Genomic DNA, 12,149 nt, shown 5'->3' on the forward strand with positions numbered 1-12,149 from the left:
TTCAAACCGCCTAACCGCGTAATGACAGTTCTCAGTTGACCTGATCAACTACTAATCCGCGTGCCAGAAGCTTTGGACGCAAGGTTGTTTCATAATCGATTTCATGCATTCGCGCTGCTGGACCTATCTTGGCTTGCTCGCTGCATGCGATCGCACCAGCCGCTGCCAGCGCCATGAATGTCAGCTCCATACGGGCTGCACCAAAGCCGGTGCTGCGTGCAGAGATACCAAAGCCGACCGAGAGGTTTTCGCACTCCTTTGGCTTGGGCAATGTCATGCGAAGCGATGCCGGGGCTTTCTTATTGCCCCCGATAGAGTTGTAAAAGTTGCCTTCATTATGACACGCGGAACGCCTGTCGAAGTATCGACATAACGCCGGACGTGATGGCTGTCGGTATCGTAAGAGAGCATTGCGAGGGTGTCGGTGAACCGCAGTGGCGTATCATCCGAGGCCATCACGTCGGCTCACTCAAAGGTTTCCACACCAACAATGCGAGACGCCACACGCACATATAATGAATAGGGCCAATGTAGCGTGTCATTTTCATGCAGGTCGAGGTATTGGCGATTGTCCAGGCCAAAAAAGCAATGCAGACTGTCTGATCTCGACCGGGACGCATGGATCAGGCTCATACTGCAGATAGTACATCAGGTTCCCGGCATTTACCAGATATTCCGGTCACCGGTGTCAAACTACAAGAGTGCCTGTTGTCGTGGTTCGATTTAGCCACCAGACCGCTTCTTGTCAGTCAGAAATTCACCTGTTTCCATAACAGCAAAAAGGCCCCGTAGTTTTCGTACGAGGCCTTAAGGTCGTTTGAATTGTCCAAAGACATGAAACGCGTGGTTACGCGTTTTCCAGTGCCTGTGTCAGGTCAGCAATCAGATCGTCGGGATGTTCCAGACCAATCGAAAGGCGCACATAGCCCGGTGTCACGCCGCTTTTAAGTTGATCTTCCACCGACAGCTGTGAGTGGGTTGTCGTTGACGGATGGATGGCCAGTGAGCGTGCATCGCCAATATTGGCGAGGTGGTAGAAGAGTTGTAGCGCGTCGATGAAACGTCGGCCGGCGTCGCGTCCTGATTTCAGCTCGAAGCCAACAAGTGCGCCATAAGCACCATTTTTCAGATAGGTCTTGGCGCGTTCGGCTGCTTTGCCCGTCTGGAATTTCGGGAAGATGACATTGGATACCTTCGGGTGCTTTTGCAGGAATTCAGCCACCTTGATTGCGTTTTCATTGTGCTGACGCAGGCGCAGTGGCAGCGTCTCAAGCCCCTGAATAAGTTGGAAGACATTTTGCGGGCTGATCGCCGCACCGATGTCACGCAGCAGAACGGCGCGTGCCCTTAGGATATATGGGAAGAAGCCGATGGCATCGGCCTTTTCGATCCATGTCTTGCCCTGATAGCTTGGGTCAGGTTCATTCAGTTGCGGCTGGCGATCTGCCAAATCTGCCCATGGAAAGTTGCCGCCGTCAACGATCGCGCCGCCAATCGATGTGCCATGGCCACCAATATATTTGGTTGCGGAGTAAACGACGATGGCAGCGCCATGTTCCAGCGGTTTGATGGTGAGTGGTGCGGCTGTATTGTCGATGATCAGCGGAATGCCGAGCTTGCGACCGATCGCTGCAACCTCGCCAATAGGAAACACTTCCAGCTTGGGATTGGGCAGGGATTCTGCGTAATAGGCGCGGGTGCGGTCGTCGGTTGCACGGGCAAAGGCTTCGGGGTCGTTGCCATCGATAAAGCGTGTCTCAATACCGAAGTTTTTCAGTGTGGCGGCAAATAGCGCCCATGTGCCGCCGTAAAGACCGGCTGCGCTGACGATGTTGTCTCCTGATCGGGCAAGGTTGAGAATGGCGAAAGCGGAGGCTGCCTGACCTGAGGAAACTGCCAGTGCGGCCGCGCCACCTTCCAGCTCTGCCAGACGTTGTTCAAAGGCGTCCTGTGTGGGGTTCGACACGCGGGTGTAGAGATGTCCCGGTGCTTCCAGCGCAAACAGCTTGTCGGCGCCGTCGGTGCCGGGAAGCTGGAAGGATGTGGTCTGGTAAATCGGAACCGCAACGGCTCCTGTTGTCGGGTCAAAACGGAAGCTGCCACCGTGAATGGCCTGTGTTTCCGGATGAATGCTTTTGAAGGTTGCTGTGCCTGTCGGCTGCTGCGGGACAGATTGCAGAATTTCGTCGGTGGATTGTTGAATGGTCATCGTCTTCCTCCTTGAAACGGGTTGGGAAACAGGTCTGGTTATGGTGTGTTTGGTCGAAAGGATGTCTGGGCCAGTGCAACGAGCAGCAGGGCTGCTGATGCCCAAAGGGTTTCCGGGGCGTACCAGCGGATTTCAAAAAAATGTTCGTTGCTACAGAGCGCCTGCGCGAGACGACAAAGATCGGTCTCAGCGGCAAGGCATGTCGCGGCCTGTGCTGTGGTGATGTAGCCGTTTTCGACGACATTGTCGAAAACCAGCCACCACCAGCCAAAGCTGAGCAATAGCAGTGTGATGGACAAAGACAGGGTGAAGACGACAAACCGCTTCTCAAACATCGTGGGATACCCCCAACTGTTCCAGCAGACTGCGGCGCAAATCCAAGAGGTCACTGTCATCACGTTTGCGCGGGTGTGGTTTGGCGACATTGACTTCAGCCACTATCCGGGCCGGGCGATCTGAAAACACGATCACACGGTCCGCCAGAAGCAAGGCTTCTTCGACATCATGGGTGACAAGCAGCGCCGTAAATCCCGTTTGCTTCCAGAGCTGCAACAGCTCTTTCTGCATGGTCAGCCGGGTCAGGGAATCGAGCTTGCCGAAGGGTTCGTCAAGCAGCAGCAATTTTGGATCATTGACAAGAGCCCTCGCAATGGCAACGCGCTGCGCCATGCCGCCCGAAAGCTGATGCGGATAGGCGTCGGCGAAGCCCTCCAGCTTTACCAGTTTCAGAAGCTCATCGACCCGGTGTTGTTGTTCTTTCAGCACGCCGCGTGCATCCAGACCTGAGGCAATGTTTTTGCGCACGGTGAGCCAGGGAAACAGGGTTGCATCCTGAAACACCAGAATACGGTCCGGGTCGGGATTGGTGATCGGCGTGCCGTCCTCGCTGAGCGATCCCTGGCTGGGTTGCTCCAGCCCGGCAGCCAGCCGCAGTAATGTGGATTTACCGCAACCAGACGGGCCAAGCAGCGCCACGAACTCTCCAGGTCTGACGCTGATCGAAACATTGTCGAGCACGGGCAGGGTGCGGTCTCCCAAATCGTAGTGATGGGAAACGCTGTCAATCTCAAGCCGCAGGTTGCGGCTTCTGTCTTCGGCCGAGGAAAAGGCAAGGGCCATCAGAGAATTCCCTTCTGCCAGTTGAGAAGCCTGTCTCGGAGAACGAACAGCAATCGAACCAGGCCAGCGCAGATAAGCGCCATGATGATCAGCGCCGCATAGACGTTGGCATAGGCGGAATAGGCTGTGTTGAATTGCAGGTACCAGCCGAGGCCAAATTTTGCGCCGAGCATTTCCGCAACGACGAGAACGGCGAAGGAATAATAGAGCGCCATAAACAGCCCGACGAAAACATTGGGCAATGATGCTGGGACCGCCACTTTGAAAATCAGGTAGGAAGTGGAAGCACCAAGCGTGCGCGCAACGTCATAATAGGCGCGGTTGACCTGTCCCACACCGGCGGCGGTGAGAATGGCGACAGGAATGCCCGATGCCAGAGCAACAAGAAAAATCGACGCTTGGAAGGTGCTTGGGAAAATGAAGAAGGTGCAGGGTATCCACGCACTTGCCGGCACGGGGCCAATCAGTTTCAGCACCGGCATGCCCCAGTAGGCAAAGGATTTTGACCAACCGAGCGCGACACCGGCAACAAAGCCAACCGCAATGCCGGAGAAAAAACCGAGCGACCACAGGCGGGCGGTATATCCAACGCAGACCAGTAGACGCTCCCAGTCTGTGATGTAGACGTTGAGCAGGCCTTGTGGTGGCGAAAAAAACGGCTTTGGCAGCCAGCCCAGCTTTGCAGTCAGCAATTCCCAGACCGCAAACCAGACACCAATCGCAACCAGCCACGGGCCATAATGCTGCAATGTCTTTGTTCTTTTGTCGTAGAGCGGAACAACAAACGCCAAGGCGAGCAACAGGAGGGCTATGCCAGCGACGATGGTGGCAAACAGACCGGTGGCATTCCAGTTGATGACGTCAGGTAGCAGATAAGTGACTGCCGCTGCCGTCCCCCAGCTCGCGGCAGCCAGCACGCCATTCCGCCATGGTTTCCATGGCCGAAAGGCTGCCTGTTGAACTGTGCCAAAATCGTTTCTCAACACATCGGTCATTGTTCAGCTCACGCGAAAATGTCGATGGTGATGCGATTGGCGATTTCTTCCGGATCGGTCGATGCATCGGCAACGCCTGTCAGTTTCAGATCCTCGTAACCGATACGAACTTCGTTGAGCAGTTCCCTGCCGAACCAGTGGTCATGGTAGGTGAAGGACGCAAGGACTTCCGTCAGGTCTTCCAAGGGAAGGCCAGGTTTCAGTGTATCGAAATACCACTTGGCAACTTCATCCGGGTGCTTGGCGGTATATTGATGCACTTCGAGATTGGCAGAGGCGACACGTTTGATGGCATCCTTGTTGGCCTCATAATAATCGCCGTTAACGCCCAGTACGCAGCACACGCGGTCCTGGAATGTTTCGGTCTGGGTGTCGGCAATCTTCACGAAGCCATGCTGTTTTTCATAGGAGTAAGCCCAGGGGTCCATATGCGCGACCGCATCGGCTTCTCCCTTCAACACACCTTCCGCGACCAGATCGAAGGGGAAGACCTTCCAGGTGACGTCGGTTTCCGGGTTGAGGCCAGCCTTTGCCAATGCCACCGAGAAGGCAACGCGTGACGGGGACATCACATCAAATGTGCCGATGGTCTTGCCCTTGAGGTCGAGCAGCGTCTTGATGCCGGAATCCGGTTTGACCAGAACGCGCTGGCAGCCACCATGCGAACCCGCAAACAGCTTGACGTCAAAACCCTGTTCGATGGGTTTCAGCCAATCATAGAGAAGGCCAGGACCTGCTTCTGCCTTGCGGGTTGCCAGTGCCTGGATGAGGGTCTGGCCGCTAGCCCCCTGGTAGAACAGTTCCACATCCAGCCCGTGTTTGGCGTAGATGCCCTTGGAAAGGCCAAAACCAACGGGAGAGTGGCAGGCTGCCACTTCGGTCCATTCCAGCTTGATGGGAATGAGGTTGCCTGCAATAGCGTAGCTGGTGGTACGACCCGCCAGCGCGCCAACTGCTGCGGTGGCACCCACAGCTGCGGCAGATTTGAGAATCGTGCGGCGGCTGATACTGCGTTTGGCGGGTGAAGATTTGCTGGAAAGCTCTGACATGGTTTGCCCCTCATCGTTTGATAGGGAAAAACTTAGCAGCAACAATTAAATTACATAGATTTTATAGACTATTTATAAAACACAAAGCGGATAATTTTTCGAACAAAACGCGCGTCCAGATCACAGCTTGTTCAACATGCAATGGAACGACCCACCGCCTATGGAAAGGCCGGTGGGTCTGTTGTTTCGAAGAGTTAGTAGGCCGAAGCCACCTTGTTGCCGGTCAGCTGTTCCGGTGTCAGCAGATCGGCGTAGTGGGCACGCGCCACGTCCGGATGCGAGCGCAGACGACTTTTCAGAACATTATTGCCAACGTCGCGGAAGATCGGGTTCAGTGGATCAACGGTGATGCCGCGTTCGCTGCGCTTCAACTCTTCCGGCAGGTCAATCACTGGAATGCTGGCATCGTAACGGGCGCCCATGAAGAAGGCGACGGAGAAACGTTCGGTGCCGGCTGGCGGCACGATAACGTCATGAACGTCGGCGCGCACAAAACCGTTGGTGGCCAGCTCCAGCAATTCGCCGGTGTTGATGATAAAGGTGCCGGGAACCGGCGGCGCATCAATCCAGACGCCATCTTCCGTCTGCACACGCAGACCCGGAACGACGTCCTGCAGCAACACGGTGACGAAACCGCCATCCTTATGGGCGCCAACGCCCTGATCGCTCTGCGCCACGTCACGGCCGGGGTAACGGATGATTTTCAGAAGTTTTGTCGGCTCTGGGTCATAGATGCTGGAGAAGACGTTTTCGTCCTGACCGAGAGCGACGGAAATGGCTTTCAGCACGTCGATGCCGATGCGTGTCACTTCTGCCTGATAAGCCAGCAGCAGGTCTTTGAGTTCCGGCAAGGCTGATGGCCACTGGTTGGGTCCGATCAGGCGTGCCCAGGCCGGGGTATCTGGACCAATCTCGACTGGCGTGGACTCATTGTTGATATCCACCTGTTCGCGCCAATCCTGCTGACCGCGCGTGTGTTCGAGGCCGGCACGGTTGTACCCGCGGAAATGCGGAGACTTGACCATCTCGATCTCCAGCTTGTCCTTTTCAGGCAGGGCGAAAAACCGCTTGGAGGCTGCGACTACGTCTGCAAGAAATTTTGGATCCACGCCATGGCCGGTCAGATAGAAAAAGCCATGGTCATGCAGGATTTTGCGCAGCTCATCGATGAAGCGCGCGCGCTCTTCAGGACCGGCGTTGAAACGGGAAATGTCGACAAAGGGCAGTTGGGTAGCAAGCGTATGAACGGTCATGATGTTCTCCTTTGAATTACGTTGGTGGGCCTGAGCCCTGAAATTAAAAAGGCTCCCTGCGCAGGCGCTGGCCCCGCTGTCAGGCGGAGCGGCGGCTGCGTGCTATGCGGTGATTGACGAGACGGGCGGCAAAATCACCGGTCATCTGCACGGACTGGACGATAGCGACGAGAATGACGACCACCGCGAGCATGACCTCAGGCATGAACCGCTGGTAACCAAAACGGATACCAAGATCACCCAATCCACCACCACCGACAGTGCCGGCCATGGCGGAGTAACCGATCAGGCTGACCAGTGTGACGGTTTGGCCAGCGATGATGCCGGGCAGGGCTTCCGGCAACAGCACCTTGAAGATGATCTGCAGCGGTGTTGCGCCCATGCTTTCAGCCGCTTCGATCAGGCTTTGATCAACCTCGCGCATCGCGGTTTCGGCAAGCCGGGCATAAAGTGGGGTGATTGCTACCGTCAGCGGCACGATGGCCGCAAATGTACCAACCGTTGTGCCGGCCACAAGCCGCGTGAAGGGAATGATAGCGACCATCAGGATGATGAAGGGCGTCGAGCGGATGAGATTGATCAGGGTGCCAGTGACCCGGTTGAAAATTGGTCGCTCCAGAAACTGTCCGGGCGAAGTGACGACAAGCAGCACGCCGAGTGGCAGGCCGATGAGCGTCGAGAGCAGGGCAGCCACCGCCACCATGGTAACGGTCTGCTTGATTGATTCAATGAGCAGCGCGATGAGCGCCGGTGACAGCAGGTCGGACAGCATGACCGATAACCTCTCCATGAAGACCGAGTGATGACAGGTAAGACAGAATGTCGGGCAGGCGTGGTCCGGTGTTTTCCGAGACGATGGTGAGGATGCCGAGCGCTGCACCACCTATGTAATCAATGCGCCCATGCAGAATGTTGGGCCGCACTTTGAAACGCTCCACAAGGTCGGCAACAACGGCACTATGTGCCGATGAACCGGTAAAGGTGATACGAATGACCGGGTCGGTGTCGCCTGTGGCTTCCGGCACCAACCGTGCGGTCACCTCTTCCGGCAGGTCATGTGCGACGATGGTGGAGAGGAATGAGCGCGCTGTCTTGGAACGGGGAAAGGCAAAGACATCAAATGTCGGGCCGCTTTCGATGATCCGCCCCTGTTCGAGAACGGTCACGTGATCAGCGATTTGCCGGACCACATCCATCTCATGCGTGATCAGCACGATGCTAAGCCCGATGCGGCGATTGATATCCTTGAGCAGATCGAGGATCTGTTCTGTGGTTTCCGGATCCAGTGCCGATGTTGCCTCATCGGACAACAGCACGGCTGGTTCAAGGGCAAGTGCACGGGCAATACCGATGCGCTGTTTCTGCCCGCCGGAAAGCTCTGACGGATAGGCATCTGCCTTGCCCGAAAGGCCAACCAGTTCCAGAAGGTCGGGAACACGTTTGCGTATGGTTTCTTTGGCTATGCCGGCAATTTCCAGTGGCAGAGCAACATTGGCCGCTGCCGTGCGGGACGACAACAGGCTGAAATGCTGGAATACCATGGAAATCTGCCGACGCGCCTTGCGCAGGTCCTGTCCCTTCAGGGCGCTTATTTCCTGGCCGGACACGAATACCCGGCCAGAGGAGGGGCTGACTAGCCCGTTCAGGCAGCGCACCAATGTGCTTTTACCAGCACCGGAGCGACCAATGATGCCATGTATCGAACCTTCGCTGACATTCAAGCTGATGTCATCCAGCACCGGGCCGCTTTTGGCGTCATAGGTCTTGCTCAGCGACTGGATTTCGATGATCGGCCTTGTATTTGCCGGGCGAAGGCCAGAGCCATGCTCCTGTGAGCGTGGCTTCGTTTCGGTCGCGTCATCTGTGCGTGCCAGAAGGGTCATGTTACCAGCCCGCGATCACGTTGCCTTCGAACTTCTTGTCGATGAAGGCTTTCACTTCCGGAGACTTGTAGGCTTCGATCAGGGTGTTGACCCAAGGCGCATCCTTGTTCTTTTCGGCAACGGCGATCAGGCAGAAATATTCAGAAAGTTGATCTTCAATCAGCAGGCTGTCCTTGCTTGGGTTGAGACCGGCCGAGAGTGCGAAATGCGAGGTGATGACGGAGAAATCAACATCTTCGAGCGATCGCGGCAGCTGAGCAGTTTCAAGCGGTACGATCTTGATTTTCTTCGGGTTTTCGATGATGTCCAGTTCGGTGGCGTTGAAGGTGACGCCAGGTGTGAGCTTCAGGAGGCCGCCAGCTTCCAGCAGTTTCAGGGCGCGTCCGGCATTGCTCGGATCATTGGGAATGGTGACCTGTGCACCCTCTGGCAGATCGGCCACGGATTTGTATTTGTGGGAGTAACCGGCCATCGGCAAAAGCACTGTCTTGCCACCAACCGCCACGAGGTTCAGTCCACGGTCGGCATTCTGACGATCAAGATAAGGTGTGTGCTGAAAACCGTTGGCATCGAGATCGCCGTCATTGGTGGCCGGGTCGATCAGTGCACCGTCAGAAAATTCGATGATCTGGATGTCCAGGCCCTTGGCCTTGGCAACGGGCACGATCGCTTCGGCAATCTGGGCATGCGGGCCGGCCGTGACCCCGAACTTGATGGTTTCGGCAAGTGCCGTGGCATGGGTTGCCAGAAGCAATGCCAGTGCGGAAACGGTGCCGGCGACAAATGATTTATAACGCATGGAATGGTCCTTATGGGTGTTCTGATGATGTGTTTGAAAATGGACCGACGTCGGGAAGAACCTTGCCGGGATTGAAAATGCCGAGGGGATCAAGTGCGGTTTTGAGCGTCTGCATCAGCGCTATGGCTTCCGCGCCGTGTTCGCTTTGCAGGTACTGCCGTTTGCCAAGCCCGATGCCGTGTTCACCGCTGGCGGTACCGCCCGCTGTAATGGCCCGTTGCACGATGCGGGACGCGTAATTCGCCACCTCTGTTTCTTCGTGCTCGTGCAACATGAAAACGCAGTGGAAATTGCCGTCTCCCACATGGCCGACGATAAAGGCGGGTGCGGTGGAACTGGCGACATCCTGTCGTGTTTCTAGGATTACCTCTGCCAATCGTGAGATTGGCACGCAGACATCGCTTGGCCAGGAGTGAGAGCCGGGCCGTTCAGCCTTGGCCCAGGCCAGGCAATCGCGGCGGGTTTCCCATAATAGTTTGGTGTCCTGCGCCGTGTCCGTCCATGTCAGCGGTGTGCCGCCATTGTCGGAGATGATCTGCTCAATGGTCTCCGACAATGTGTCGATTTCTGCGTCCGAGCCGTGAAACTCGAAAAACAATGTCGGCAATGGCACAAGACTCAACTCTCCCCGACGATTGATCACGTCGACCAAGGGTTGATCGACCAGTTCGACACGGCCGATGGAAAGGCCAGCGCGCTTGATATCGGTGACCGCATTGACCGCACCGGCCAGCGTGGCAAAACCGGCATGGGCAGATCTCGCCTCCGGTATTGGATGCAGGCGCAACAAAACTTCGGTGACGATGCCTAGTGTGCCTTCGGAACCGACAAACAGCCGTGTCAGATCGTACCCGGAGGATGATTTGCGCGCCAGTGATCCCGTTTTGACGATATCGCCATTGGCCGTCACCACGGTCAGGCCGAGCACGTTTTCGCGCATAACACCATATCGCACGGCATTGGTGCCGCTGGCACCGGTCGATACCATGCCACCAATCGACGCATTGGCGCCGGGATCAACGGGAAAGAACAGACCGGTGTCACGCAGGGCATGGTTGAGGTCGAGCCGGCGAACGCCGGCGCCCACCCGTGCAATCATGTCATCGGCGCGGATTTCAACAATCTCGTTGAGATCACTTGTATCCAGTGAAATTCCGCCGTGAACGGGAATAGCGCCACCTTCAAGCCCCGAACCGGCACCAAAAGCCGTGATCGGAATGCGATGTCTGACCGCGATCTTGACGATCTCGGCAACGTCTTGTGTGCTCTGCGGTCGCACAACAATGTCTGGGCGCTGCCGGGCATGGTGGCTTTCATCGCCAGCATGTAGGTCCAGAACAGATGCGCCGGTTGATGCCGCAGCACCGAAACGGTTCTGCAACTCAGCGATCGCCGCATCGTAACTGCGATGCGTAAGATGCAAATTCATGACGCGACCTTTACGGCATGTCCCTGCCGCCACAGCGCAAGGCGCTCGACTGCATTCACGAGTGTCTCTGTTTTTTTGGCAAAGCAGAACCGCACGTGGCTGCGCACATCGCGGCTACCGTAAAAGGACGAGATCGGCACTGGTGTTACGCCAGCTTCAAGCGTCAGACGGCGGCAAAAGGCTAGGTCGTCGCCGCCCGTGTCGAGTGTGGATATATCCGCGACGACAAAATAGGTGGCCGGAGCATCGGCGACCTCGAAACCTGCGTCACGCAAGCCATCGACCAGCAAGTCCCGTCGCTTAGCCAACTGGCGACGCAGATCGAGGAAATAATTGTCGGGCAGGCTCAGCCCTGTCGCCACTGCGGTTTGCAGGGCAGGCGGGGTCGTGAAGGTGACGTATTGGTGGGCTCTGGCAATCGGCTCCAGCAGTTTGGGTGACGCTGTCACATAACCGACTTTCCAACCGGTCACGGAAAAGCTTTTGCCAGCCGAACCGATCCTGACGACACGGTCGCGAATACCGTCCACCGCAAACAGGGAATGGAAGGGACGGCCGTCAAAAACCAGATGCTCATAGACTTCATCGGAAACGATGGTGAGGTCATGTTTGACGGCAAGCTCACCGAGAAAACGCAGCTCTTCGGGTGAGAAAATCTTGCCGATCGGGTTCATCGGCGTGTTGACGACAATCAGTTTCGTTTTGCTGGTGATGGCTTTCTGCAGGGCGTCCTGCGGCAGATCCCAATGGGGCGGCAAAAGCCTGACAGGCACGACAACGCCACCCGCCCGACGGATCAGTGTGGCATAGGCATCATATACGGGTTCGAAAAGAATGACCTCGTCACCGGTTTCAAGCAAAGCGAGGAATGTGTCGGCCAGCGCTTCGGTCGCACCTGAGGTGACAAGCACTTCACGTTGCCAGTCAATGTCCAGATTGAAAAACCGTTTGGCGTTGTCAGCAACCGCCTGACGCAGAACAGGCAATCCCATCATCGGCGGATATTGGTGGGGGCCGTCACGCAATGCTGAGATCGCGGCTTCCACAAGTGCTGCAGGCTCAAAACCTTCAGGAAATCCCTGGCCCAGATTGATTGCGCCTGTCTCTGTTGCCAGCCGCGACATGGATTCAAATATCGACGTGCCTGCTGCACCGAAGACCGAGTTCACCACCGAGATATTCCCCGTATTTTTGATTTGTCCCGGCCAGCTTAAAATCCATAAAATAGATAAACAAAGTATTTTAAAGCGTTTGGATTTGAGTTTGGAGAAAGATTTGCTCCGGAAATCGGCCTGTCGTGAATTGATTTGCGGAGAGCGGTAAAATGGGCCGATGTGCACGGCTAAAAGCCGTGTCGACGCTTTTTTGTTGAAGGCGGAAAAGACGGAAAATTCTTTCGCTTTGTAATCAATA

Annotated in this window: 12 protein-coding genes; all 12 read right to left on the minus strand. The window is 56.1% G+C overall.

Annotated features, from left to right (window positions below; genetic code table 11):
- Positions 1–31: 31 nt before the first annotated feature.
- Positions 32–277, minus strand: coding sequence for a hypothetical protein (locus M2418_RS01385; RefSeq protein WP_259143227.1), 246 nt, complete (start codon positions 275–277; stop codon positions 32–34).
- A gap of 570 nt (positions 278–847) precedes the next feature.
- Entirely contained in the window at positions 848–2,209 is a 1,362-nt protein-coding gene (locus M2418_RS01390; protein ID WP_259143229.1) for an O-acetylhomoserine aminocarboxypropyltransferase/cysteine synthase family protein, read from the minus strand.
- Positions 2,210–2,247: 38 nt separating this feature from the next.
- Positions 2,248–2,544, minus strand: a complete 297-nt coding sequence (locus M2418_RS01395; RefSeq protein ID WP_259143231.1) for a hypothetical protein — start codon at positions 2,542–2,544, stop codon at positions 2,248–2,250.
- Positions 2,537–3,328, minus strand: coding sequence for an ABC transporter ATP-binding protein (locus M2418_RS01400; RefSeq protein WP_259143240.1), 792 nt, complete (start codon positions 3,326–3,328; stop codon positions 2,537–2,539). Before M2418_RS01400 ends, M2418_RS01395 begins: the two co-directional genes overlap by 8 nt.
- Positions 3,328–4,323 (minus strand): ABC transporter permease, encoded by a 996-nt coding sequence (locus M2418_RS01405; protein WP_259143241.1) that lies wholly within the window; start codon positions 4,321–4,323, stop codon positions 3,328–3,330. Before M2418_RS01405 ends, M2418_RS01400 begins: the two co-directional genes overlap by 1 nt.
- 8 nt (positions 4,324–4,331) lie before the next feature.
- Positions 4,332–5,372, minus strand: a complete 1,041-nt coding sequence (locus tag M2418_RS01410) for an ABC transporter substrate-binding protein (protein WP_259143247.1) — start codon at positions 5,370–5,372, stop codon at positions 4,332–4,334.
- Between the two features lie 194 nt (positions 5,373–5,566).
- Entirely contained in the window at positions 5,567–6,625 is a 1,059-nt protein-coding gene (locus tag M2418_RS01415) for an isopenicillin N synthase family oxygenase (RefSeq protein ID WP_259143248.1), read from the minus strand.
- Between the two features lie 79 nt (positions 6,626–6,704).
- Positions 6,705–7,397 carry a methionine ABC transporter permease gene (locus M2418_RS01420; protein WP_259143251.1) on the minus strand — a complete coding sequence of 231 codons (693 nt, stop codon included), beginning with the start codon at positions 7,395–7,397 and terminating at the stop codon, positions 6,705–6,707.
- Entirely contained in the window at positions 7,351–8,508 is a 1,158-nt protein-coding gene (locus M2418_RS01425) for a methionine ABC transporter ATP-binding protein (protein ID WP_259143254.1), read from the minus strand. The genes M2418_RS01420 and M2418_RS01425 overlap by 47 nt, the downstream gene beginning before the upstream one ends.
- 1 nt (position 8,509) lies before the next feature.
- Positions 8,510–9,307 (minus strand): MetQ/NlpA family ABC transporter substrate-binding protein, encoded by a 798-nt coding sequence (locus M2418_RS01430; RefSeq protein ID WP_259143256.1) that lies wholly within the window; start codon positions 9,305–9,307, stop codon positions 8,510–8,512.
- A 10-nt stretch (positions 9,308–9,317) separates the two neighbouring features.
- Complete coding sequence (locus M2418_RS01435) at positions 9,318–10,736, minus strand: FAD-binding oxidoreductase (protein WP_259143259.1); 1,419 nt, start codon at positions 10,734–10,736, stop codon at positions 9,318–9,320.
- Entirely contained in the window at positions 10,733–11,908 is a 1,176-nt protein-coding gene (locus tag M2418_RS01440) for an aminotransferase (RefSeq protein WP_259143261.1), read from the minus strand. Before M2418_RS01440 ends, M2418_RS01435 begins: the two co-directional genes overlap by 4 nt.
- Positions 11,909–12,149: the final 241 nt, after the last annotated feature.

The sequence above is a fragment of the Rhizobium sp. BIGb0125 genome, assembly GCF_024810055.1.
GTDB lineage: Bacteria > Pseudomonadota > Alphaproteobacteria > Rhizobiales > Rhizobiaceae > Agrobacterium.

Excerpts from the sequence above, each read along its gene's own strand:
- M2418_RS01390 (WP_259143229.1), bottom strand. The coding sequence starts at position 2,209 with ATGACCATTCAACAATCCACCGACGAAATTCTGCAATCTGTCCCGCAG.
- M2418_RS01415 (WP_259143248.1), bottom strand. The coding sequence starts at position 6,625 with ATGACCGTTCATACGCTTGCTACCCAACTGCCCTTTGTCGACATTTCC.
- M2418_RS01435 (WP_259143259.1), bottom strand. The coding sequence starts at position 10,736 with ATGAATTTGCATCTTACGCATCGCAGTTACGATGCGGCGATCGCTGAG.
- M2418_RS01405 (WP_259143241.1), bottom strand. The coding sequence starts at position 4,323 with ATGACCGATGTGTTGAGAAACGATTTTGGCACAGTTCAACAGGCAGCC.
- M2418_RS01395 (WP_259143231.1), bottom strand. The coding sequence starts at position 2,544 with ATGTTTGAGAAGCGGTTTGTCGTCTTCACCCTGTCTTTGTCCATCACA.
- M2418_RS01420 (WP_259143251.1), bottom strand. The coding sequence starts at position 7,397 with ATGCTGTCCGACCTGCTGTCACCGGCGCTCATCGCGCTGCTCATTGAA.
- M2418_RS01410 (WP_259143247.1), bottom strand. The coding sequence starts at position 5,372 with ATGTCAGAGCTTTCCAGCAAATCTTCACCCGCCAAACGCAGTATCAGC.
- M2418_RS01385 (WP_259143227.1), bottom strand. The coding sequence starts at position 277 with ATGACATTGCCCAAGCCAAAGGAGTGCGAAAACCTCTCGGTCGGCTTT.
- M2418_RS01430 (WP_259143256.1), bottom strand. The coding sequence starts at position 9,307 with ATGCGTTATAAATCATTTGTCGCCGGCACCGTTTCCGCACTGGCATTG.
- M2418_RS01425 (WP_259143254.1), bottom strand. The coding sequence starts at position 8,508 with ATGACCCTTCTGGCACGCACAGATGACGCGACCGAAACGAAGCCACGC.
- M2418_RS01400 (WP_259143240.1), bottom strand. The coding sequence starts at position 3,328 with ATGGCCCTTGCCTTTTCCTCGGCCGAAGACAGAAGCCGCAACCTGCGG.